Genomic DNA, 22187 nt, shown 5'->3' with positions numbered 1-22187 from the left:
TCTCAATAAACTCCGGCAAGGTGAAGAAGCGCTTGCTGCAGGGCATAGACGTGTCGAACTGGCAGGGCACGGTCGACTGGGCCGGCCACGCCGACCAAGGAGTCGCCTTCGCCTTCGCCAAGGCGACCGAGGGCGGCGACTACACCGACAAGTGGTTTCCGCGCAACTGGAACGGCATGCGGGAAAGCTGGATCGTGTGCGGCGCCTACCACTTCGCCCGGCCCAAGGGCGACCCCCTGGAGCAGGCGCGTCACTTCCTGGACGTGATCAGGTCGGCCGGCGGCCTGCGCCGCGGCGACCTGATCGCGCTCGACCTGGAGACCAACGACGGGCTCGGCGCCGAGAAGGTCGCCCGCTACGCGCGCCGGTGGTGCCACTTCGTCGAGCGGCACACCGGCGTGCGGCCGTTCATCTACACCTTCCACACGTTCGCGCAGAACGGTCACTGCTCCGGGCTGGCCGAATATCCCCTGTGGATCGCCAGCCCGGCGAGCGCGCGCGGAGAGCCCGCGGTGCCGAGGCCCTGGAACGACTGGACCATCCACCAGTACGACAACAGGCCCCTCGACCGCAACGTCTTCCACGGCAGCCGCAAGGAGCTGACAAGGATGGGGTTTCGCCCGCGATAGCATCGGTGTTCACCATACGAACCAGCCTCGGTGCCCGTCATCGAGCGCGATCCCAAGGGAGACACCGTGTCAGCCGAGCTACGCATCACCCTCGCCGGAGCCGAGCGTGTGGTCGCGGCCGGCACGACGGCCGGACAGGCGCTGGAGGCCGACGGCCGCACCGTCATCGCGGCCCGCGTCAACGGCGAGCCGCGCGATCTCGCCTGGTCACTGGCCGACGGCGACGCGGTCGAGCCGATCGAGGTCTCCAGCGACGCCGGCCGGGCGATCGTGCGCCACTCCACCGCCCACGTCATGGCCCAGGCCGTGCAGGAGCTGTTCCCCGAGGCCAAGCTGGGCATCGGCCCGCCCGTCGAGAACGGCTTCTACTACGACTTCGACGTCAAGCAGGCCTTCCACCCCGACGACCTCAAGCGCATCGAGAAGCGCATGCGCGAGATCGTCAAGCAGGGGCAGGCGTTCTCCCGCCGGGTCGTCACCGACGAGGAGGCGCGCGCGGAGCTGGCGGCGGAGCCGTACAAACTGGAGCTGATCGGGCTCAAGGGCGGAGCCGCCGACGAGGAGTCCGTCGAGGTGGGGGCCGGCGAGCTCACCATCTACGACAACCTCGACCCCAAGACCGGCGAGCTGACGTGGAAAGACCTGTGCCGCGGCCCCCACGTGCCGTCCACCCGGTCGATCCCCGCGTTCAAGCTCATGCGCTCCGGCGGCGCCTACTGGCGCGGCAGCGAGAAGAACCCGCAGCTGCAGCGCATCTACGGCACCGCCTGGGAGTCGCGCGAGAAGCAGGACGACTACCTCAAGCTGCTGGAGGAGGCCGAGAAGCGCGACCACCGCAAGCTGGGCGCCGAGCTCGACCTGTTCAGCTTCCCCGACGAGCTGGGCTCCGGCCTGGCCGTCTTCCACCCCAAGGGCGGCGTGATCCGCCGGGTGATGGAAGACTACTCGCGCCGCCGCCACGAGGAGGCGGGCTACGAGTTCGTCAACACGCCCCACATCACCAAGGAGCACCTCTACCAGGTCTCGGGCCACCTCGACTGGTACAAGGACGGCATGTTCCCTCCCATGGAGCTGGAGGGGGCGCGCTACTACCTCAAGCCGATGAACTGCCCGATGCACAACCTGATCTACCGGGCGCGCGGGCGTTCCTACCGTGAGCTGCCACTGCGGCTGTTCGAGTTCGGCACGGTCTACCGCTACGAGAAGTCCGGCGTGATCCACGGCCTCACCCGCGTGCGCGGCATGACGCAGGACGACGCCCACATCTACTGCACCCACGAGCAGATGCGCGACGAGCTGACCTCGCTGCTGCGCTTCGTGCTCGACCTGCTGCGCGACTACGGGCTCGAAGACTTCTACCTCGAGCTGTCCACGAAGGACCCGCAGAAGTTCGTCGGCTCCGACGAGGTCTGGGAGGAGGCCACCCAGACGCTGCGCGAGGTGGCCGAGGCGGAGAAGCTCGAGCTCGTGATGGACCCGGGCGGCGCCGCCTTCTACGGCCCCAAGATCTCCGTCCAGGCCCGCGACGCGATCGGCCGCACCTGGCAGATGTCGACCATCCAGCTCGACTTCAACCTGCCTGAGCTGTTCGAGCTCGAATACCAGGCGGCCGACGGCACCCGCAAGCGTCCCGTGATGATCCACCGGGCGCTGTTCGGCTCGATCGAGCGCTTCTTCGGCGTGCTGGTCGAGCACTACGCGGGCGCCTTCCCCGCGTGGCTGGCCCCGGTGCAGGTCGTCGGCATCCCGATCGCCGACGCTCACGTGCCCTACCTCCAGGACGTCGCCAAGCGGCTGCGTGAGCGCGGCATCCGCATCGAGGTCGACGGCTCCGACGACCGCATGCAGAAGAAGATCCGCAACGCGCAGAAGGCGAAGGTGCCGTACATGCTGCTCGCGGGCGACGACGACATCGCCAATGGCGCGGTGTCGTTCCGCTACCGCAACGGCGAGCAGAAGAACGGCGTCCCGATCGACGACGCCGTCGCCGAGATCGTCAGCGCCGTCGAGCACCGCGTCCAGGTCTGACCGTCATCCGGCGGAGCGGCCCCCGTCGAGGCCGCTCCGCCGCCGCGTTCTCTAGCGCGGGTAGAGCCGGAACGTGACCGCCGGGCGCCCGCCGAAGCGTTCGGCCTCCTGCCGGGCGAAGCCCTCGATGAGGCCGCGCGCGTACGCCTCCGGGTCCTCGTCGGTCAGCGCCTCGATGTAGGCGCGGTGCGCCAGCAGCGAGCGCACGCCCCGCTCCAGGCCGTCCGTCACGTCGACGGCGTGGGTGGGGGAGTCGGTGCCGCCCACCGCCACCCAGCGCACGCCGTTCCACGGCTCGCCCCCGGCGTCGGGGAAGATCCAGCGGTTGCCGGCGTCACCGGCGGCGTCGAGCACGGCCCGGCCGACCGCCCGGTGGTCGGGCGTGTTCCAGTACGTGCCCTCCCAGGTGTCGTCGGGGTTGATGGTGATCACGAGTTCGGGGCGGTGCCGGCGGATGGCGGCGGCCAGGTCTCTGCGCAGCGGCGTACCGTACTCGATGACGCCGTCGGCGTGGCCGAGGAACTCCACCCGGCTCACCCCGACGACGGCCGCGCCGGCCCGCTCCTCCTGCTCGCGCACCGCCGCGGCCTTGACCGGTTCGAGGGTGTCGATGCCCGCCTCACCACGGGTCACCATCACGTACGCGACCTCGCGACCGGCGTCGGTCCAGGTCGCCACGGCGGAGGCGCAGCCGTACTCGAGGTCGTCGGGGTGGGCCACGATGGCCAGGGCACGCTGCCAGTCTTCGGGCATGGGCTCGAGCTGATCCGTCATGGCTCTCATCCTGACAGCCGCGCCCGCAGGTGAACCCTCAGGCAGCGGAAGAGGGCTCCTCGTCGGCGGCCGGGTCGCGCGGGGCCGGGTGGGGGTCGCCGGGAAGGCGGACGTCGTCCACGGTCACGTTGACCTCCATGACCCGCATGCCCAGCATCCGGCTGACGATCATGGCCACGTTCGTCTTGACCTCGGAGGCGACGTCCATGACGACATGGCCGTACTCGACGACGATCGTCAGGCTCACGGCCACCTCGCCGTTGTGGATCTGCGCGTTGACGCCCTGGTTGGCACGGCGCGAGCCGAGGCCGATGCGGTCGCGTACGGACTCGAAGGCGCGCGCGAGGTCGCCGCCCATGTCGGCGACGCCCTCGACCTCCAGCGCGGCCAGCGCGGCGACCTTCTCGACCACCTCGTCGGCGACCTTGATGCGCCCCTTCACGGCCGAGTCGGTGGCCGGCGCCTCGATGTACGAAGGCCCGTCGGACTGCTCGGGGGCGGACTGCTCGGTCAGCGTCTCAGTCATGGCGATCTCCTGTCGGGGGATGATCAGGATTGTGCCGGAAGAGCACCCCGTTTGTCCGTGGTCATATGCTGCTAGTTATGCACGATCAGGCAGGGGCAGGGGCCCCGGACAACTTCCAGCGTCTGTGGACCCCGCATCGCATGGCCTACATCAAGGGCGAGAACAAGCCGACCGGCAGCGGCCCCGGAGAGGGATGCCCGTTCGACGTCATCCCGACGATGAGCGACGAGGACGGCCTGATCGTGGCGAGGGGCGCGTCGGTCTACGCGGTGCTCAACCTCTACCCGTACAACTCCGGCCACCTGATGGTGGTGCCGTACCGGCATGTGTCCGACTACGACGAGCTCGACGCCGCCGAGGTGGCCGAGCTGGGGGAATACACCCAGAAGTCGGTGCGGGCGCTGCGCAAGGCCAGCGGCGCGCAGGGCTTCAACGTCGGCATGAACCTCGGTCACGTCGCGGGCGCCGGCATCGCCGCCCACCTGCACCAGCACGTCGTGCCGCGGTGGGGCGGCGACACCAACTTCATGCCGGTCGTCGCCCAGACCAAGGTGCTGCCGCAGCTACTTCGGGACACCCGACAGCTGCTCGCCGACGCCTGGGGCTGACCCGCGGCCGAAGGCCACCGCGCCGAGGCCGGTGGCCAGCAGCAGCGGCACGGCGAGGGCCAGCGCCATCGACAGCACGGCCGCGCCGGAGTCGTTGACCAGCATCCCGACGACGCCGCTGACGAGCGTGCCGATCAGACCGGCGCGCAGCGCGGGGGAGTGCTCGAACGCCGCCGGCACCACCCCGGCCGAGGCCTGCTCGGGCCGCAGGATCGCGTAGACCAGGAACGCCACGGCCACGATCACGATCGGCATCAGGTTGGGGCTGAGCAGGGTGGCCAGCATGGCCTCCAGCTTGCGCCAGATGACGTCGAACGCCTCCCCGGTCAGCACCTGACCGACGAACCTGCCGAGGTGGGTCTGCTCGGCGGGCGGCTGCAGGTAGTTGTACCAGGCGAAGCCCATCACGATCACCCCGCCGGCCACGCAGAACGCCGCCAGCTTCATCAGCGAGACCCGCTTGCCCGACAGGATCAGCGCGGTCACCGCGATGCCCGGCACGAACGCGATCACACCGCCGAAGTCACTGCCGAGGCCCGAGCCGCCCAGCACCATCGCGATCGCCCCCAGCACCACGATCGCGGCCACGCCGACCTTGCCGGGCCACCGGTGCGCGATCACGGTGGTGCTGAGCAGCGTGCCGGTCGCGAGCAGCGCGAACGGGATGTTGCCCAGGCCGAAGTAACGGGCGCCCTGCTCGGCGCTGTAGCCCATGAAGCTGTTGAGCTGGAGCGTGGTGCCGGTGAGCAGGTCGGCGGCGAGCGTCAGCGCGGTGATGCCGGCGACCACGGCCAGCGGGCCGAGCGGCTTGCGCCGCCATGGCCCGGCCAGCGCCAGCACGGTGATCGCCGCCCACCAGGCGAGCATGCCGCCGAACAGCCCTGCGTGGTCGCTCCACGGCAGCAGGTTGACCAGGAACGAGGTGACCGGCAGGGCCGCCACGGCCACGGCCGCCACGCGCAGCCAGCGCCAGTGGCTGCGGCGGCGCAGCAGCAGGAAGGCGCCGACGTAGAACAGGACCTGGATGACCGCCAGCGCGGTGAAGTACTGGCCCTTGGCCGAGCGCATGGTCTGGGCGCTGGCGTCGGCGCGCCGCAGCTGCTCGACGGTGGCGCCGGGGTCGCCGACCAGCAGCGGCACGCCCACGACGGTCGGCGGCACGGCGACGCCGAGCTCGGTGAGCGCGGTGGCGGTCAGGTCGGGCAGGATCGAGATGTCGTCGCGGCGGGTGGAGGCGGCGCCGAGCAGGCGGCCCTCTGCGCCCGGCCGCTGCAGCGCCGACACCCGCAGGTGGGGCACCGAGCCGTGGTCGGACATCCCCGCCAGCAGCACCGTCGTGCCGGCGGGCAGCGCGGTGAGCAGCGCGCCCACCTCGGCGTCGGCCTGGCGCAGCGCCCGGCGCCGCTCGGCGGGGCCGAGCAGCTCCGGCTCGGCGGGCAGCCGGCCGTCTGTCAGGTAGGGGGCGACGAGGTCGTCGACGTCCATCGCGACCATCCGGCACCGCTCCAGGTCGGCGGTGGTGATCCCCGTGGCGGAGTCGCGGTAGCTCTGCACCGCGCCCTGCTGGTCGGCCAGCGCCAGCGCGGCGCCCGGGCCGATCGCGACCGAGCACTGACCGGCCGCCTTGAGCGACTGGCCGAGCGTGCCGGCGTAGCGCTGCCCGGCCACGTCGATGAGGTAGCGGTAGCCGGGGATGACCGCGCCGTCGCCCTGCCGCTCGGGTGTGGGGGGCGCGCCGCAGCGGTAACCCGCCGCCGACCTGGTGCCGGCCGAGACGGTCAGCCAGCCGTCGTAGGGGCAGGTCACGTTGCCGACCGTACGCACCGACAGGGAGCCGATCGCGCTGGAGGCGGCCAGCTTCCACAGGTGGGGTGTGTCGGACGGGGTGATGTCGTTCCAGTGCAGGGCGGGCACGCCGATGAGGGCGACCCTGCCGCCGGCGTCGTCCGCCCGGGCCGGCCCGGCGAGGCCGTGCCCGGCCAGCATCTGGCCGACCAGCACGGCCAGCACGATGAGCGCACGCCTCACGCCGATGACCTCCCGTGGTCGCTTCGGTTCCGTGGCACGGTAGAGCAAGGTCATGTTCCGGCGCCACCGGACGCGACTACCTTCTCATGCACCGGCACCCCGCCGATCCCGTCGCGCCCGGCCCGCGAATCCGCCGGGAACGCCGACGGCCGGGGCGGCGGAACCGGCCCCGGCCGCGTGCGTTCAGCCGCGGGTCAGCCTGTGTTCACCCGGACGGCGTCGCTCTCGCGGGAGAGGCGGTCGATCGAGGTGATCAGGTAGGTGCCGGGCGCCTTCGCGGTGTAGGACGGGCCTCCCACGACGGCCACCAGGTCACGGGCGTCGGCGGTGTGGCAGTCCCGGCCCGACTTCGGCAGCCGGTAGACCGCGTAGGCGCGGGCTCCCTGGGCCGGGGTCCACGACAGCGCCGTCCCCTGCGCCCTGACGCCCTGCGGCGCCGCGGGAGCCTGGCCGCCGGCGTCCGGAACCGCCGGCGGCAACGCCGGGCGGCTGTAGTACGTCGTGGCGACGCGGTCGATCGCCCGCAAGGGATTGGTCAGCAGCTGCTTGGCGCTGAAGAACACCTCGCCGTCGACCTGCTTGGAGTCGCGGTTGACGCCGACCTGCGCGGCCAGCTCGCCCGGACGCGTCCAGGTCCTGTCGTCGCGCGTGCCGACGCGGTAGAGGCCCTGGCCGATGTAGAGCTGCACGTCGCTGCCCTTGACCTCGTTGGACCACCAGCGGACCAGCGTGTTGTAGTCGGCCTGGCGGTGCCCGCGCGGCCAGTAGAGCTGCGGCAGCACGTAGTCGACCGTGCCGTCCTTGATCCAGGCCCGCGCGTCGGCGTAGATCGAGTCGTACGCGGACATGCCCGAGGTGGCCGAGCCGGTCGGGTCGTTGGACTTGTTGCGCCAGATGCCGAACGGGCTGATGCCGAACCGCACGTGGCCCTTGGCGCGATGGACGGCCCTGTCGACCTCGGCGACGAGCGTGTCGACGTTGTCGCGCCGCCACTCGGCGAGCTTCCTGCCCTTGCCGTACCTGCGGAAGGCCGCCCGGTCGTCGAACGTCGCGCCCGCCACCGGGTAGGGGTAGAAGTAGTCGTCGAAGTGCACGCCGTCGATGTCGTAGCGGCTGACGACGTCGTTGATGACCTTGACCACGTGCTCGCGCACGGCCGGCATACCGGGGTTGTAGTAGAGGCGGCCGCCGTACTTGACCGTCCAGTCCGGGTGCTGGCGCGCGGGGTGGCTGCGGGGCAGCTTGGAGACGCTGTCCTTGTAGGACGCGCGATACGGGTTGAACCAGGCGTGGAACTCCATGCCCCGCTTGTGGGCCTCGGAGATGAGGAACGGCAGCGGGTCCCAGCCGGGATCCTTGCCCTCGGTCCCGGTCAGGTACTGCGACCACGGCTCGAGCGACGACTTGTACAGCGCGTCGGAGGCCGGGCGCACCTGGACGAAGACCGCGTTGAGGTTGCGCTTGGCGGCACTGTCGAGGATCTTGACGTACTCGGCCCGCTGCCGGTCGGGCCGCAGGCCGGCCCTGGAGGGCCAGTCGATGTTCTGGGTCGTGGCGATCCACACCCCGCGCAGCTCCCGTTTCGGCCGGCGCGGGTCGGCCTTGCAGGCCGGAGAGGGTGTGGAGGTGGTCGTCTTCTTCTGGCTCGCCGCGGGGCTCCGCTCGGCGTCGGGGCCGAAGGCGTAGGCGGCCGTGGTGGTCACGACCGCGAGCACGGCGGCTGCTAGGAGGGGCCGTCCAGTACGCATAGTGCCACCCAGTGTGACACCCGGCCCGCCATGGTCGGGACGGAAAAACGAAATAGACTCGTGATGCTTCTGTGATAAATCACCAAAATAGTGCCGGGAGGGACATGCCCTCCCGGCACGGCCGTCACTCGGCGGCGGCCACCTTGCTCGCCAGGTTCGGCGGCAGCGGCTCGTAGCGCAGGAAGCTCCGGTGGAAGGTGCCGGTGCCGTGCGACATCGAGCGCAGGTCGATGGCGTAACGGGTGATCTCCAGCTGGGGCACCTCGGCCTTGACCAGCGTCCGGCCGTGGCCGACCGGCTCGGTGCCGAGCACGCGCCCGCGCCGCGCCGACAGGTCGGACATCACCGAGCCGACGTAGTCGTCGGCCACCAGCACCGACAGCTCGTCCACCGGCTCCAGCAGCAGCGTCGAGACCTTCGACGCGGCCTCCTTGAGCGCCAGCTGCCCGGCGATCTGGAAGGCCATGTCGGAGGAGTCGACGGAGTGGGCCTTGCCGTCGTACAGGGTGACGCGCAGGTCCACCATCGGGTAGCCGGCGACGACGCCGCGCTCCATCTGGGCTCGCACGCCCTTCTCCACCGACGGGATGAACTGCCGCGGCACCACGCCACCGACGATCTTGTCGACGAACTCCAGGCCCGAGCCGGACGGCAGCGGCTCGATCTCGACGTGGCAGATCGCGTACTGGCCGTGGCCGCCGGTCTGCTTGACGTTGCGGCCCGTCGCCTGGCACTTGCCGCCGAACGTCTCCCGCAGCGGCACCCGCAGCTCGATCCGCTCGACCTCGACGCCGTGGCGCTTGGCCAGGCGGTCGAGCACCACGTCGGTGTGCGCCTCGCCCATGCACCACAGGACGAGCTGCCGGGTCTCGGCGTTGTTCTCCAGCCGCAGGGTCGGGTCCTCGGCCACGAGCCGGGCCAGGGCCTGCGACAGCTTGTCCTCGTCCGCCTTGGACCTGGCCCTGATGGCCACCGGCAGCAGCGGCTCCGGCATGCTCCAGGCCGTCATGCACAGCGGCCGGTCCACGTCCGACAACGTGTCGCCGGTCTCGGCGCGCGACAGCTTGGCCACCGCCACGATGTCACCCGCGACGCCCTTGGGGGTGGTGCGCTGCTGCTTGCCGAGCGGGCATGACAGGGCGCCGACGCGTTCGTCCACGTCGTGGTCCTCGTGGCCGCGCTCCGCCCCGCCGTGGCCGGACACGTGCACGGTCATGTCGGGCCGCAGCGTGCCGGAGAAGACGCGGACGAGGCTGATGCGGCCCACGTACGGGTCGCTGGTGGTCTTGACGACCTCGGCGACGAGCGGGCCGTCGGGGTCGCACGCGACGCCCTGGACCGGCTTGCCGGACAGGTCGGAGATCTCGGGCATCGGGCGTTCCAGAGGAGACGGGAAGCCCTGCGTGATGAGCTCCAGCACCTCCGTCGTGCCCACGCCGAGCCCGGTGCAGAGGACGGGGTAGAAGCTGCCGCGCGAGACGGCCTTCTCCAGGTCCTCGATGAGCATCATGCCGTCGATGGGCTCGCCCGCGAGGTAGCGCTCCATGAGCGACTCGTCCTCGCTCTCCTGGATGATGCCCTCGATGAGGTCGCCCCGGTACGTCTCGATCTGCGCCGCGTACTCGGCGCCGGGGTCCTTCTCCGCCCGGTCGCCCGAGGCGTAGTTGTAGAACTTCTGCGACAGCAGCCCGATGAGCCCGTTGACGTGACCGTTGGTGATCACCGGGAGATACAGCGGGGCCACGCCGTCGCCGAAGACGTCCTGGCAGGTGACGAGCACCTCGTCGAAGTTGGCCCGCTGGTGGTCGAGCTTGGTGATGACGACCGCGCGCGGCATGCCGACCTGGGCGCACTCCTCCCAGAGCATCTGGGTGAGCCCGTCGATGCCGTCGCAGGCCGACACCACGAACAGCGCGGCGTCGGCGGCGCGCAGCCCCGCGCGCAGATCGCCGACGAAATCGGCGTAACCGGGCGTGTCGAGGAGGTTTATCTTGACCCCGCCGTACGTCAGCGGGGCCACCGCGAGGTTGACCGACCGCTGCTGCCTGACCTCGACCTCGTCGAAGTCGCTGACCGTGTTGCCGTCCTCCACCCGTCCGGGGCGCTGGACGGTTCCCGTCGCGGCCAGCAGGTGCTCGACCAGAGTCGTCTTCCCTGATCCTGAGTGGCCGACCAGCACGACATTGCGAATCGCGTCCGCCCGGTCGGCCGCGAGTGCCCTGCCCGCGGCTCCCACGGCGCTGCCCGCGTTCTTCTCCGCCACATCAGCCTCCCGCGTACGTCGGTTGGTTCCAACGCCGCGCCCGCACGGAGCGAGTAGAAACCGCATGGACGCGGTGTGTTCACCAAATACCCCTGTGGCGGATATCACAAGGGGGCCGGAGCAAAGAAAGTTGTCAGGTCCCGATGGCCTACGATCGGACGGCGATGCTCAAACTCCTGCGCCCGGCCGTGACCCGGATACTCACCCCGCTGGGCAGGGCACTCGTCGGCCGCGGGATCGGCCCGGACGCCGTCACGGCGGCCGGCACCCTCGGCACGGTCGTGTCGGCTCTGCTCTTCTTCCCCCTAGGCCACCTGACCGTGGGGGCCCTCGTCATCACCGTCTTCGTGCTGTTCGACCTGCTCGACGGTGTGGTGGCCCGGCTCGGCGGGAAGGGGGGCACCACCTGGGGGGCGTTCCTCGACTCGACGCTCGACCGGGTGGCCGACGCCGCCATCTTCGCGGGCCTGATCTTGTATTTCATGTCGAGAGACGACACGCTGATGGCGGCGGTGACATTGTTGTGCCTGATCGCGGGCGCTCTGGTCTCCTACGCCAAGGCCAGGGCCGAAGGGCTCGGGCTGACGGCGGACGTCGGGCTGGCCGAGCGGCCGGAACGGCTCGTCGTGGCGCTGGTCGCGACCTTCCTGTCGGGTCTCGGCGTCCCGTACGTGCTGGCCGCCGGCATGTGGCTGCTCGCGGCGGCCAGCGTCGTCACCGTGGGGCAGCGGGTCATGGCGGTCTACCAGCAGACGAGGCGGACATGAGCGAGAAGGTGTCTTTCGGCGACCGGGTGGTGGCCGCCGGCTTCGCGGCCGGCTGGAAGCTCGTGCCGCTGCTGCCGGAGCGCCCGACGGCCGCGGTCTTCCGGTTCCTGGCCGACCGGGTCTGGCGCCGGGGCGGCAAGTCGGTGCGCAGGCTGGAGTCCAACCTGGCCAGGGTGACCGGGCTGGAGCCCGGCAACCGTGAGCTGAGCGAGCTCACCAGGGCCGGGATGCGCTCGTACTTCCGCTACTTCCACGAGGTCTTCCGGCTGCCGTCCATGAGCTCCGAGGAGATCGTGCGCCGCACCCACGTCATCGGGGCCGAGCACATCCACAACAATCTGGAGGCGGGCCGGGGCGTGGTGCTGGCCCTGCCCCACATGGGCAACTGGGACGCGGCCGGCGCGTGGCTGGTGGGCGTGGGGCATCCGTTCACCACCGTGGCCGAGCGGCTGAGGCCCGAGTCGCTGTTCCGGCGCTACGTCGCCTTCCGCGAGGGCCTCGGCATGGAGGTGCTGCCGCTCACCGGCGGCGACGGCCACAACTTCGGCACCCTCGCCTCGCGGCTGCGCAAGGGGCGCGCCGTCTGCCTGCCCGCCGAGCGCGACCTGACCAAGAGCGGCATCGAGGTGCGCTTCTTCGGCGCGACCACCAAGGTGCCCGCCGGGCCGCCGCTGCTTGCCGTGCAGACGGGCGCGGCGCTCCTGCCCGCCGTCGTCTACTTCGTCGGCGACGAGTGGGGCATCCACATCCACGAGGAGGTGCCCATGCCCGAGGAGGGCACCCGGCAGGAGAAGGTCGCCTTCCTCGCGCAGCGCATGGCCGAGGTGTTCGAGAAGGGCATCTCCGAGCACCCCGACGACTGGCACATGCTGCAGCGGCTCTGGCTGGAGGACCTGCCGCGATGAAGGTCGGCATCGTCTGCCCCTACTCCTGGGACATGCCGGGCGGCGTCAAGCAGCACATCGACGACCTGGCCCAGGCGCTCATGGCCCAGGGGCACGAGGTGTCGGTGATCGCCCCGGCCGCCGACGACGACGAGCTGCCCGCCTACGTGACGGGGGCCGGCCGGGCGGTGCCGGTGCCGTACAACGGGTCGGTGGCGCGGATGTCGTTCGGCTTCCTGTCGGCGGCGCGGGTGCGGCGCTGGGTGCGTACGGGCGAGTTCGACGTGCTGCACATCCACGAGCCGCTGATCCCGAGCCTGGGCGTGCTGGCCTGCTGGGCCGCCAGGGGGCCCATCGTGGCGACGTTCCACGCGTCGTTCCAGCGCTCGCGCGCCATCGCGGTGGCCGAGCCGCTGCTGCAGAGCGCGCTGGAGAAGCTGAGCGGGCGCATCGCGGTCTCCGACGCCGCGCGCAAGAGCCTGGTCGAGCAGTTCGGCGGCGACGCGGTGCTGATCCCCAACGGCGTCACCGTCTCCCGCTACACCGAGGCCGAGCCGCTCGGCGGCTGGGGCCCCGACGGCGCCACGATCGGCTTCCTCGGCCGCATGGACGAAGAGCGCAAGGGCCTGCCGATCCTGCTCGACGCCTTCCGCGTGCTCGCGGCCGAGCGCCGCGACCTCAAGCTGCTCATCGCCGGGCCCGGCGATGCGAAGGACGTCTACGAACGGGTGCCGAAGGAGTTCCACGACCGGGTGACCGTGCTCGGCATGGTGAGCGAGGCCGACAAGATCCGCGCCTACCACTCGGTCGACGTGTTCTGCGCCCCCAACACCCGCGGCGAGAGCTTCGGCATCGTGCTGGCCGAGGCGATGGCGTCCGGGGCGACGGTGCTGGCCAGCGACATCCCGGCGTTCCGCAGGGTGCTGGGGGAGGGGCAGGCGGGCGCGCTGTTCGCCAACGGCGACCACGCCTCGCTGGCGCGCGAGGCCGCCGCGCTGCTCGACGACCCCGAGCGCCGCGCCAAGCTGGCGGCCGAGGCGCTGGTGGCGGTGCGGAAGTACGACTGGTCCACGGTGGCCCGCGACGTCGTGCGCGTCTACGAGACGGTCACCACGAGCGGCGCCGGCCGGGTGGAGGAAGACCTGTGACCACGACCATCCTGATCGTGGGGATCGTCGTCGTGCTCATGGCGGTCTACATCTCCTGGCGCGCGGGCCGGCTCGACCGCCTGCACATCCGGCTGGAGCTGGCCCAGGAGTCGCTGGACGCCGCGCTGATGCGGCGCCGGGCCGTGGTGCTGGAGCTGGCCGGCTCGCGCCTGCTCGACCCGGCCACGTCGCTCGTGCTGGCCACGGCGGCCCACGAGGCCAGGACGGCCGGGCCCGAGGAGCGCGAGCACGCCGAGAGCGACCTGTCACGCGCCCTGCGGGCGGTGGTGGACCAGGAACGCTTCCGCGAGAAGCTGTCGGAGTCGCCCGCGGGCCGCGGGCTGCTGGAGGAGCTCGACACCGCCGTGGCCAAGGTCGTCTACTCGCGCCGCTTCTACAACAACGCGGTCGCGGTCACCCGTGCGGCGCAGCGGCGCTGGCTGGCCAGGACCCTGCGCCTGGCGGGGCACACCGCCTACCCGCGATTCTTCGAGATCGATGACAATCCGCCCGCGACCATGGCAACTGAATGACCTGATTTGGCGAAGCCAGTAAGCTTCATCCCGTTTAAGGGTCGAAGCGAGGAGTGTTGTCACGTGCGGCTACCCCGGACGATCATGATCTGGCTGACGGGCGCGGCCGTGGTGGTGCCCGTCGCGGCCTGCTCCTCGAACGAACCGGCGCCTGGCCGGGCGCCGCAGGCCGCCACGGTGGCCCCCAGCGAGGAGCCCGAGCCGGTCAAGACCCACCCGTTCACCGGCAAGCCGTACCAGACGCTCAAGCCGGTGGTGGCCGTCAAGATCGAGAACACCGCGGCCGGCAAGCCGCAGCTCGGCCTGAAGAGCGCGGACATCGTCTACATCGAGCAGGTCGAGGCCGGCCTGACCCGGCTCATGGCGATCTTCTCCTCCAAGCTGCCGCCCAAGGTGGGCCCGGTGCGCAGCGCCCGGATCTCCGACCTGCACATCGCGCCGCAGTTCGGCAAGCCCGCCTTCGCCTACTCGGGGGCGCAGAGCAAGCTGCTGCCCTACATCGCCGAGGCGTCGCTGTTCGACGTGGGCGACACCAGGAACCCCGGCGCGTACTACCGCGAGCCGGGCCGCAGCGCGCCCTACAACCTGTTCGCCCAGACCAAGAAGCTGCTGGCCGCGGCGCCGAAGGCGAGCAAGGCCAAGGACATCGGCTTCACCTTCGGCGACCCGCCGGCCGAGGGCGGTGTGGAGCGCAAGTCGTACACCGTCAGGTGGCCCGCCGCGCGCTTCACCTTCACCTGGTCGCAGGCGAAGGAGCAGTGGATGATCGCGCAGGACGGCAAGAAGGACATCGCGGCCGAGGGCGGTCAGCTCAGCGCGCCGACCGTCGTCGTCCAGTACACCAAGACCGAGCGCTCGGAGTTCCACGACTCCAACGACAGCTACACGCCGCTCGTGCACACCACCGGCAAGGGCTCGGCGATCGTGCTGCGCGACGGCAAGGCGTACAAGGCGAAGTGGGAGCGGGAATCGGAGGACGGCGGCACGACGTTCACCACGGAGAGCGGTGAGCCGATGAACTTCGCGCCCGGGCAGGTCTGGGTGGCGCTGGCCAGCCGCAAGCCCGTCATCCCCTGAGCCAGAGTGTAGGGACGTCTCGATAAATCCTGACATTGTGGCATGTCGGGGGACGGGTCCGTCAGGACCTACGATAGTCCTGACAAACGTACCGATCGCCGTGAGAGCCCGTGAGGATGACCGTGTCCAGCAGCACGCCAGAAAGCACCCCCGTCACCGGAACCGCCCGCGTCAAGCGCGGCATGGCCGAGATGCTCAAGGGCGGCGTCATCATGGACGTCGTCACCCCCGAGCAGGCCAAGATCGCCGAAGACGCCGGCGCCGTCGCCGTCATGGCCCTTGAGCGCGTGCCCGCCGACATCCGCGCGCAGGGCGGCGTGTCCCGGATGAGCGACCCCGACATGATCGACGGCATCGTCAACGCCGTCTCGATCCCCGTGATGGCCAAGGCCCGCATCGGCCACTTCGTCGAGGCCAGGGTGCTGCAGGCGCTCGGCGTCGACTACGTCGACGAGTCCGAGGTGCTGACGCCGGCCGACTACGCCAACCACATCGACAAGTGGCAGTTCACCGTGCCGTTCGTGTGCGGTGCCACCAACCTCGGCGAGGCCCTGCGCCGCATCACCGAGGGCGCGGCCATGATCCGTTCCAAGGGCGAGGCCGGCACCGGCGACGTCTCCAACGCCGTCACCCACATGCGCACCATCCGCGCGGAGATCAAGCGCCTCACCTCGCTGCCCGAGGACGAGCTGTACGTCGCCGCCAAGGAGCTGCAGGCGCCGTACGAGCTGGTCGCCGAGGTGGCCAAGACCGGCAAGCTGCCGGTGGTGCTGTTCACCGCGGGTGGCATCGCCACCCCGGCCGACGCCGCGATGATGATGCAGCTCGGCGCCGAGGGCGTGTTCGTCGGCTCGGGCATCTTCAAGTCGGGCGACCCGGCCAAGCGTGCCGCGGCCATCGTCAAGGCCACGACCTTCTACGACGACCCCGACGTCATCGCCAAGGTCTCCCGCGGCCTGGGCGAGGCCATGGTCGGCATCAACGTCGACGAGATCCCGCAGCCGCACCGGCTGGCCGAGCGCGGCTGGTAGGCGCCCAGGCGCCCACGGCACACGGCACACGGCGCGTCTGCGCAGGCCACAGATTCTCCTGTGACATGATCGCTCGCGGCGGGGCGGGCCGCACGGCCCGGCCCGGCGGGGGCGCCACAGCCTGACGGCGGAAATTTCAGGAAAAGGCGGCATCCGCGAAGGATGTCGTCTTTTTTGTCGGCTGGAGTTCACCGACACGTCATGATTCCCGGTCAAGCTCGGGGCGTCCGGCACCCTTGATCGTCGAGCAGGAGCCACACGTGTCCCGACTGAACCGAAGGCACTTCCTCGTCACCGGCTTAGCGGCGGGCGCCGCCGCCGCGATCCCCGCCGCCACCGCGCACGCCGACCCCGACCCCGCCGCCGAGACCGCCGCCACGCTCGCCTCGCGCGGGCTGCGCACCGACCCGTTCACCCTCGGCGTCGCCAGCGGCGACCCCGACCACGAGGGCTTCGTGCTGTGGACCCGCCTCGCCCAGGAGCCCCTGGCCGAGGACGGGCTCGGCGGCATGCCGCAGCGGCCCTTCACCGTTCAGTGGCAGGTGTACGCCGACGAGCGCGCCCGCCGCGTCGTGCGCTCCGGCGTGGCCGTGGCCGCGCCCGAGTGGGGCCACAGCGTCCACGTCGAGGTGGACGGCCTGCGCGCCGACGGCGAGTACTGGTACCGCTTCCGCGTCGGCCCGTACGTCTCGCCGCTCGGCCGCGCCCGCACCGCCCCGCACCCGGGCTCGTACGGCGGCGCCCTGTCGATGGCGTTCGTCTCGTGCGCGCAGTACGAGCACGGCTACTTCACGTCGTACCGCCGCCTCGCCGAGGACCATCCGGACCTCGTCCTGCACCTGGGCGACTACCAGTACGAGTACACCAGGAACAGCTACACGATCCCCGGCGGCAACGTCCGCCACCACGAGGGCCCCGAGACCGAGACCCTGGCCAACTACCGCCAGCGCCACGCCCAGTACAAGGCCGACCCCGACCTGCAGGCCGCGCACGCCGCCGCGCCCTGGCTGGTCGTCTGGGACGACCACGAGCTGGACAACAACTGGGCCGACGAGGTGCCCGAACGGCCGGAGAACCCGCAGCCGAACTTCCTCGCCCGGCGTGAGGCCGCCTTCCGCGCGTACTACGAGAACATGCCGCTGCGCCGCACCTCGATCCCGCGCGGCATCGACATGCAGCTCTACCGGCGCGTCCGGTGGGGCCGGATGGCCACGTTCCACATGCTCGACACCCGCCAGTACCGCGACGACCAGGGCTGCGGCGACGGCTACCGCGACTGCCCGGACGCGGTCGACCCGGCCCGCTCGATCACCGGCGCCGAGCAGGAGTCGTGGCTGCTGGACGGCTTCCGCACGTCGCGGGCCCAGTGGGACGTCCTCGGCCAGCAGGTCTTCTTCGCGCAGCGCGACAACAACGCCGGCCCGGCCAAGATCACCTCGCAGGACGCCTGGGACGGCTACGTCGCCTCCCGTCAGCGCATCACGCAGGGCTGGATCGACGCCGAGGTGCGCAATCCGGTGGTGCTCACCGGCGACGTGCACGCCCACTGGGCCAGCGACCTCAAGCTCGACTACGACGACCCGACGGGGCCCACGGTCGGCTCGGAGCTGGTCGCCACGTCGATCTCGACCGGCGGCGACGGGGCCGACTCCGACCCGGCGCAGCACCCGTTCCTGGGGATCAACCCGCACCTGAAGTTCTACAACAACCAGCGCGGCTACGTGCTGACCACGATCGAGCGCGACCGGATGACGGCCGACTTCAAGGTCGTGCCGCGGGTCCAGGCGCCCGGCGCCGAGGCGTACACGCGGGCCACCTTCGTCATCGAGGACCGCGTGCCCGGGGTGCAGCAGGCGTACGTGCGCCCGCTCGACCCCGCGCTGCGCATCAGGCAGGAGATGACGGTGGAGGAGACTGTCCGCCTGGAGACCGAACGCCCGTAATGTGGGCACTCGCCCGGCTCCGGAACCCGGGGCCGGGCTTTTTCATGTCATGTCACGGAATATTAGACAAGCTAAGTTAGTTGGGCTAAGTATGAGGGACGATCCCACCCACCTGGCCGAGCAGGTCGCCGTGGTGCTGCGTCACCTGGTCTTCCTGCTCAGGCGCTACTCCGCCGGACAGCCCCTGACCAGCCAGCAGTACGGCGTGCTCGGCTCGCTCGAACACGGCCCCCGGCGCATGACGGCGCTCGCCGAAGATCACGCCGTGCAGCTCCCCACCATGACGGTCCAGATCAACCGGCTGGAGGACGCGGGCCTCGTGGCGCGCGGCACGGACCCGGCCGACGCCCGCGTCAGGACGGTCGAGCTCACCGCCGAGGGCCGCGAACGGCTGCAGAACGTGCGCAGGTCGCGGATCGCCAACCTCACCCGTGAACTGGCCGCGCTCACCGAGGACGAGCGCGCCACCCTCGCGGCCGCCCTGCCTGTCCTGGCGAAACTCGGCCGCTCGTAGCCACGCGTACGCAAGAGGAGCACCATGCAAACCGGCGGCGGAATCCTTCGCCAGCCCATGTCCGTCTGGGCGACCGCGTTCGCGGCGGTCGTCGCCTTCATGGGCATCGGCCTCGTCGATCCCATCCTGCCCTCCATCGCGCAGGGCCTCCAGGCCACGCCGAGCCAGGTCTCGCTGCTGTTCACCAGCTACTTCCTGGTGACGGCCGTGGCCATGCTGGTCACCGGCTGGGTCTCCAGCCGCATCGGCGGCAAGCGCACGCTGCTGGCCGGCCTGGCGCTGGTGGTGGTCTTCGCCGCGCTGGCCGGGACCTCCACCAGCGTCGCGGAGCTGGTCGGCTTCCGCGCGGGCTGGGGCCTCGGCAACGCCCTGTTCGTGGCCACCGCACTCGCCGTCATCGTCGGCGCCGCCAGCGGCGGCGCGGAGTCGGCCGTCATCCTGTACGAGGCCGCGCTCGGCCTGGGCCTGTCCACCGGCCCCCTCGTCGGCGCCCTGCTCGGCGACTGGAGCTGGCGGGCCCCGTTCTTCGGCACCGCCACGCTCATGGCCGCCGGCTTCGTGCTGATCGCCGCGCTGCTCGAGCCGAGTGCCAGGCCGGCGGTGAAGACCAGGCTCAGCGCGCCGCTCAGGGCGCTGACCCATGGCGGGCTGGCCACGACCGCCTGCACCGCGCTGTTCTACAACTTCGCGTTCTTCACGCTGCTCGCCTTCACGCCGTTCATCCTGCACATGTCCCCGTACGGCATCGGTGCCGTCTTCTTCGGCTGGGGCGTCTGCGTGGCGCTGGCGTCGGTGTTCGCCGCGCCGCCGCTGCAGCGCAGGATCGGCTCGGTGAACGTGCTGCACCTGGCGCTGGCGCTGCTGGCCGTCTTCCAGATCGGCATCGCGCTGTCCGGCCACGCGGGCGTCATCGTCTTCACCATCCTGGCGGGCATCCCCATCGGCCTGAACAACACCGTCTTCACCGAGTCGGCCATGGAGGTCTCCGACGCCCCGAGGCCCGTGGCCTCGGCCGGCTACAACTTCGTGCGCTGGACGGGCGGCGCGCTGGCGCCGTTCATCGCCACCAGGCTGGGCGAGGAGATCGACCCGGGGCTGCCGTACTGGGTCGGCGCCGCCTGCTGCGCGGTCGGCATGGCCGTCCTCGTCCTGCGCCGCCACCACCTGCGGGCCCTGGCCCGCGTGGACGCCGTCCTCGACGTACGGACGGCCCCCGCGCCGTGACCTCTTCATGGTTGTATGTCGCCCATGGTGTGGGGGCTGGTCCTGACGCTCGCGGCAAGCGCTCTCACGGCTCCCGCCCGGGCTGAGCCGCCGGTGACGCTGTCGGCGATGACGTGGAACGTCTGCACCGGCACCAACTCCCTGTGCCCCCTCTACCGCGCGAGCGCGGTCGAGCTGGCGGAGAACATCGGCCGGCACGCCCTCGGCGCGCCGATCGAGCCCGGCGTGATCTTCCTCCAGGAGTTCTGCACGGGCGCGACCGGCACCCTGGAACTGTGGCTGGAACGGCGCACCGGCCGGAGCTGGACGATCGGCTCGTGGGGCCTGACCTCACACGACGGCACACCGTACGCCTGCCATCCCGACCGGCTCGGCCGCCCGCGAGGCGCGCAGAGCATCGCGGTCGCGGTGGCCGGCGAGCGGGCCGCATTCGAGACCCACCCGCTGCCCGCCCCGCCCTGGTACGTCGCGCGGGCCGCGATCTGCGCCACCCTCTCCTCCGTGAAGGTCCGGGCCTGCGGCACCCACCTGTCCGTCGGGTCCTCCTACGACGACCGGCAGGCCGGCGCCCCCTACCGCACCCGGCAGATCCGGCGCCTGCTCCAGGTGGCCAGCCGGCCCGGACACCGGACCATCGTCGGCGGCGACCTCAACGTCGCCCCGCCCGGCAGCGGGTACGGCGGCGCCGCCGGCCGCCGCGCCGTCGCCCCGGCCTACCGGACGTACCAGGAGTGCGACCAGCGCGGGACGCGGCGCACCGGCAGGGAGACCCGCGGGGGCAAGAAACTCGACTACCTGTTCGCCCCGAAGGGGTCCGTGCGCCGGTGTCACGTCGCTCAGGAGGTGACCGTCTCCGACCACAAGCCGGTCTTCATGAAGGTGGTCCTGTGAGCGCGGACCGCGTCCGCTGTCCTGCCGGAGGTCGCTGAACGCGGCCTCCTGGAGGAAGATGGCGGGGCATTCTGGTGTTGAATTGGGGAAACCCGTACCCGGACGGAAGGATCGGCTGTGCCCACGATCGGTGTACTCGCTCTCCAGGGCGATGTGCGCGAGCACGCGCGCATGCTCGGAGAGGCAGGCGCCACGGCCGTCGCCGTGCGGCGGCCCGCCGAGCTGGACGCGGTCGACGGCCTCGTCATCCCCGGCGGGGAGTCGACCACGATGTGGAAGCTCGCCGAGACCTTCGACATGCTGCAGCCGCTGCGGATGCGGATCAAGGAAGGCATGCCCGCCTACGGCTCCTGCGCCGGCATGATCATGCTGGCCGACCGCATCGAGGACGGCATGACAGGTCAGCAGACCATCGGCGGCATCGACATGGTGGTCAGGCGCAACGCCTTCGGCCGCCAGGTCGACTCGTTCGAGTCCGATCTCGACTTCGCCGGCGGGCGCGTGCGCGCCATCTTCATCCGCGCCCCGTGGGTCGAATCCGTCGGCGCCGACGTCGAAGTGCTGGGCAGGTGCGAGCCTGGGGATAGGATCGTCGCGGTCCGTCAAGGGCCTTTGCTCGCGACGTCGTTCCACCCCGAGCTCACCGGGGACGTCCGCGTGCACCGTTACTTCGTAGACATGGTGAGGGAGCTCTAGGTAATGTCCGGCCACTCCAAATGGGCGACGACGAAGCACAAGAAGGCCGCGCTCGACGCCAAGCGCGGCAAGCTGTTCGCCAAGCTCATCAAGAACATCGAAGTGGCGGCCCGGACCGGTGGCCCTGACCCGGACGCCAACCCCACCCTCTTCGACGCCATCTTCAAGGCGAAGAAGAACTCCGTGCCCAACGACAACATCGAGCGGGCCCGCAAGCGCGGCGGCGGCCTCGAGGCCGGCGGCGCCGACTGGCAGACGATCATGTACGAGGGCTACGCGCCCGGCGGCGTCGCGGTGCTCATCGAGTGCCTCACCGACAACCGCAACCGCGCCGCCTCCGAGGTGCGCGTGGCGCTGACCCGCAACGGCGGCTCGCTGGCCGACCCCGGGTCCGTCTCGTACATGTTCAACCGCAAGGGTGTCGTGATCGTCCCCAAGAACGACCTCGACGAGGACACCGTGCTGATGGCCGTCCTCGACGCGGGCGCCGAGGAGGTCAACGACATCGGCGAGTCGTTCGAGGTCATCTGCGAGGCGGGCGACCTGGTGCCGGTGCGCAAGGCGCTGCAGGACGCGGGCATCGACTACGACTCGGCCGAGTCCAGCTTCGTGCCGACCATGAGCGTCCCGCTCGACGAGGAGGGCGCCAAGAAGGTGTTCCGCCTCATCGACGCGCTGGAGGACAGCGACGACGTGCAGAACGTCTTCGCCAACTTCGACGTCTCCGACGAGGTCCTGGCCGCCCTCGACTGACGGCCCGCGCCGCACACGTTCCGGGGCCCGGTCGTCCGCCGGGCCCCTTCGCGTGCCGGGGTCCTGTTCGCCCCGCGCGAGCCGACAGGTTTTCGGCGTGCGCGAGGGGGCCGGGTCGGCGT

The 22187-nt window shown here is 70.9% G+C and carries 20 protein-coding genes; 15 read left to right on the top strand and 5 right to left on the bottom strand.

Annotation, left to right across the window (positions count from 1 at the left end; translation table 11 throughout):
* The first annotated feature begins 20 nt into the window (after positions 1 to 20).
* Positions 21 to 629, top strand: coding sequence for a glycoside hydrolase family 25 protein (locus ACIBP6_RS24240; RefSeq protein WP_397055565.1), 609 nt, complete (start codon positions 21 to 23; stop codon positions 627 to 629).
* Between the two features lie 66 nt (positions 630 to 695).
* Positions 696 to 2657, top strand: coding sequence for a threonine--tRNA ligase (thrS, locus tag ACIBP6_RS24235; protein WP_397055563.1), 1962 nt, complete (start codon positions 696 to 698; stop codon positions 2655 to 2657).
* Positions 2658 to 2708: 51 nt separating this feature from the next.
* On the opposite strand, the gene ACIBP6_RS24230 is transcribed toward thrS, so the two are convergent.
* Both ACIBP6_RS24230 and ACIBP6_RS24225 read right to left on the bottom strand, forming a co-directional pair.
* Positions 2709 to 3431 carry a PIG-L deacetylase family protein gene (locus ACIBP6_RS24230; protein WP_397055561.1) on the bottom strand — a complete coding sequence of 241 codons (723 nt, stop codon included), beginning with the start codon at positions 3429 to 3431 and terminating at the stop codon, positions 2709 to 2711.
* 37 nt (positions 3432 to 3468) lie between these two features.
* A complete protein-coding gene (locus ACIBP6_RS24225; RefSeq protein ID WP_132617352.1) occupies positions 3469 to 3957 on the bottom strand; it encodes an Asp23/Gls24 family envelope stress response protein in 489 nt (162 codons plus the stop codon).
* A 77-nt stretch (positions 3958 to 4034) separates the two neighbouring features.
* Here ACIBP6_RS24225 and ACIBP6_RS24220 point away from each other — a divergent pair, with 77 nt between their 5' ends.
* Positions 4035 to 4565, top strand: a complete 531-nt coding sequence (locus ACIBP6_RS24220) for an HIT family protein (protein WP_246075257.1) — start codon at positions 4035 to 4037, stop codon at positions 4563 to 4565.
* Here ACIBP6_RS24220 and ACIBP6_RS24215 read toward each other — a convergent pair.
* The 3 genes from ACIBP6_RS24215 to ACIBP6_RS24205 form a co-directional block, all read right to left on the bottom strand.
* Positions 4521 to 6593, bottom strand: coding sequence for a hypothetical protein (locus ACIBP6_RS24215; RefSeq protein WP_397055559.1), 2073 nt, complete (start codon positions 6591 to 6593; stop codon positions 4521 to 4523). The two genes, ACIBP6_RS24220 and ACIBP6_RS24215, sit on opposite strands and share 45 nt — an antisense overlap.
* A gap of 194 nt (positions 6594 to 6787) precedes the next feature.
* On the bottom strand, positions 6788 to 8341 hold the full coding sequence (locus ACIBP6_RS24210; protein WP_397055558.1) for a glycoside hydrolase family 10 protein: 1554 nt from the start codon (positions 8339 to 8341) through the stop codon (positions 6788 to 6790).
* A gap of 124 nt (positions 8342 to 8465) precedes the next feature.
* Positions 8466 to 10604, bottom strand: coding sequence for an elongation factor G-like protein EF-G2 (locus ACIBP6_RS24205; RefSeq protein WP_397055556.1), 2139 nt, complete (start codon positions 10602 to 10604; stop codon positions 8466 to 8468).
* 164 nt (positions 10605 to 10768) lie between these two features.
* Between ACIBP6_RS24205 and pgsA the strand changes: the two genes are divergently transcribed.
* The 12 genes from pgsA (at position 10769) to ACIBP6_RS24145 (ending at position 22065) form a co-directional block, all read left to right on the top strand.
* Positions 10769 to 11371, top strand: a complete 603-nt coding sequence (gene pgsA / locus ACIBP6_RS24200) for a phosphatidylinositol phosphate synthase (RefSeq protein WP_165969952.1) — start codon at positions 10769 to 10771, stop codon at positions 11369 to 11371.
* Entirely contained in the window at positions 11368 to 12276 is a 909-nt protein-coding gene (locus tag ACIBP6_RS24195) for a phosphatidylinositol mannoside acyltransferase (protein ID WP_397055554.1), read from the top strand. Before pgsA ends, ACIBP6_RS24195 begins: the two co-directional genes overlap by 4 nt.
* The gene (locus ACIBP6_RS24190) at positions 12273 to 13403 is read left to right on the top strand and encodes a glycosyltransferase family 4 protein (RefSeq protein ID WP_397055552.1); all 1131 of its coding nucleotides are present in this window, start codon (positions 12273 to 12275) and stop codon (positions 13401 to 13403) included. The genes ACIBP6_RS24195 and ACIBP6_RS24190 overlap by 4 nt, the downstream gene beginning before the upstream one ends.
* Before the next feature lie 38 nt (positions 13404 to 13441).
* Positions 13442 to 13936, top strand: coding sequence for a hypothetical protein (locus ACIBP6_RS24185; RefSeq protein ID WP_397057069.1), 495 nt, complete (start codon positions 13442 to 13444; stop codon positions 13934 to 13936).
* A gap of 63 nt (positions 13937 to 13999) precedes the next feature.
* Positions 14000 to 15013, top strand: coding sequence for a DUF3048 domain-containing protein (locus ACIBP6_RS24180; protein WP_397055550.1), 1014 nt, complete (start codon positions 14000 to 14002; stop codon positions 15011 to 15013).
* 116 nt (positions 15014 to 15129) lie between these two features.
* Positions 15130 to 16044, top strand: coding sequence for a pyridoxal 5'-phosphate synthase lyase subunit PdxS (pdxS, locus tag ACIBP6_RS24175; protein ID WP_132617378.1), 915 nt, complete (start codon positions 15130 to 15132; stop codon positions 16042 to 16044).
* 260 nt (positions 16045 to 16304) lie between these two features.
* Positions 16305 to 17987 (top strand): alkaline phosphatase D family protein, encoded by a 1683-nt coding sequence (locus tag ACIBP6_RS24170; RefSeq protein ID WP_397055548.1) that lies wholly within the window; start codon positions 16305 to 16307, stop codon positions 17985 to 17987.
* A gap of 91 nt (positions 17988 to 18078) precedes the next feature.
* Positions 18079 to 18501, top strand: coding sequence for a MarR family winged helix-turn-helix transcriptional regulator (locus tag ACIBP6_RS24165; protein ID WP_132617370.1), 423 nt, complete (start codon positions 18079 to 18081; stop codon positions 18499 to 18501).
* Positions 18502 to 18558: 57 nt separating this feature from the next.
* Positions 18559 to 19725, top strand: a complete 1167-nt coding sequence (locus ACIBP6_RS24160; RefSeq protein ID WP_397055546.1) for an MFS transporter — start codon at positions 18559 to 18561, stop codon at positions 19723 to 19725.
* Between the two features lie 15 nt (positions 19726 to 19740).
* Positions 19741 to 20616: an endonuclease/exonuclease/phosphatase family protein gene (locus tag ACIBP6_RS24155; RefSeq protein WP_397055544.1), complete on the top strand. Its 876-nt coding sequence runs from the start codon at positions 19741 to 19743 to the stop codon at positions 20614 to 20616.
* Between the two features lie 117 nt (positions 20617 to 20733).
* A complete protein-coding gene (pdxT, locus tag ACIBP6_RS24150) occupies positions 20734 to 21312 on the top strand; it encodes a pyridoxal 5'-phosphate synthase glutaminase subunit PdxT (RefSeq protein ID WP_397055542.1) in 579 nt (192 codons plus the stop codon).
* A 3-nt stretch (positions 21313 to 21315) separates the two neighbouring features.
* Positions 21316 to 22065: a YebC/PmpR family DNA-binding transcriptional regulator gene (locus ACIBP6_RS24145; protein ID WP_132623300.1), complete on the top strand. Its 750-nt coding sequence runs from the start codon at positions 21316 to 21318 to the stop codon at positions 22063 to 22065.
* Positions 22066 to 22187 lie beyond the last annotated feature (122 nt).

It is taken from the genome of Nonomuraea terrae (genome assembly GCF_044465245.1).
Classification (GTDB): domain Bacteria; phylum Actinomycetota; class Actinomycetes; order Streptosporangiales; family Streptosporangiaceae; genus Nonomuraea; species Nonomuraea terrae.
This window is presented reverse-complemented; position numbering and strand designations above follow the sequence as displayed.

Bases quoted from the DNA above. Each gene is read 5' to 3' on its own strand.
- ACIBP6_RS24230 (WP_397055561.1), bottom strand. From the start codon at position 3,431: ATGACGGATCAGCTCGAGCCCATGCCCGAAGACTGGCAGCGTGCCCTG.
- ACIBP6_RS24225 (WP_132617352.1), bottom strand. From the start codon at position 3,957: ATGACTGAGACGCTGACCGAGCAGTCCGCCCCCGAGCAGTCCGACGGG.
- ACIBP6_RS24220 (WP_246075257.1), top strand. From the start codon at position 4,035: ATGCACGATCAGGCAGGGGCAGGGGCCCCGGACAACTTCCAGCGTCTG.
- ACIBP6_RS24210 (WP_397055558.1), bottom strand. From the start codon at position 8,341: ATGCGTACTGGACGGCCCCTCCTAGCAGCCGCCGTGCTCGCGGTCGTG.
- pgsA (WP_165969952.1), top strand. From the start codon at position 10,769: ATGCTCAAACTCCTGCGCCCGGCCGTGACCCGGATACTCACCCCGCTG.
- ACIBP6_RS24195 (WP_397055554.1), top strand. From the start codon at position 11,368: ATGAGCGAGAAGGTGTCTTTCGGCGACCGGGTGGTGGCCGCCGGCTTC.
- ACIBP6_RS24190 (WP_397055552.1), top strand. From the start codon at position 12,273: ATGAAGGTCGGCATCGTCTGCCCCTACTCCTGGGACATGCCGGGCGGC.
- ACIBP6_RS24185 (WP_397057069.1), top strand. From the start codon at position 13,442: ATGGCGGTCTACATCTCCTGGCGCGCGGGCCGGCTCGACCGCCTGCAC.
- pdxS (WP_132617378.1), top strand. From the start codon at position 15,130: ATGACCGTGTCCAGCAGCACGCCAGAAAGCACCCCCGTCACCGGAACC.
- ACIBP6_RS24165 (WP_132617370.1), top strand. From the start codon at position 18,079: ATGAGGGACGATCCCACCCACCTGGCCGAGCAGGTCGCCGTGGTGCTG.
- ACIBP6_RS24160 (WP_397055546.1), top strand. From the start codon at position 18,559: ATGTCCGTCTGGGCGACCGCGTTCGCGGCGGTCGTCGCCTTCATGGGC.
- ACIBP6_RS24155 (WP_397055544.1), top strand. From the start codon at position 19,741: ATGTCGCCCATGGTGTGGGGGCTGGTCCTGACGCTCGCGGCAAGCGCT.
- ACIBP6_RS24145 (WP_132623300.1), top strand. From the start codon at position 21,316: ATGTCCGGCCACTCCAAATGGGCGACGACGAAGCACAAGAAGGCCGCG.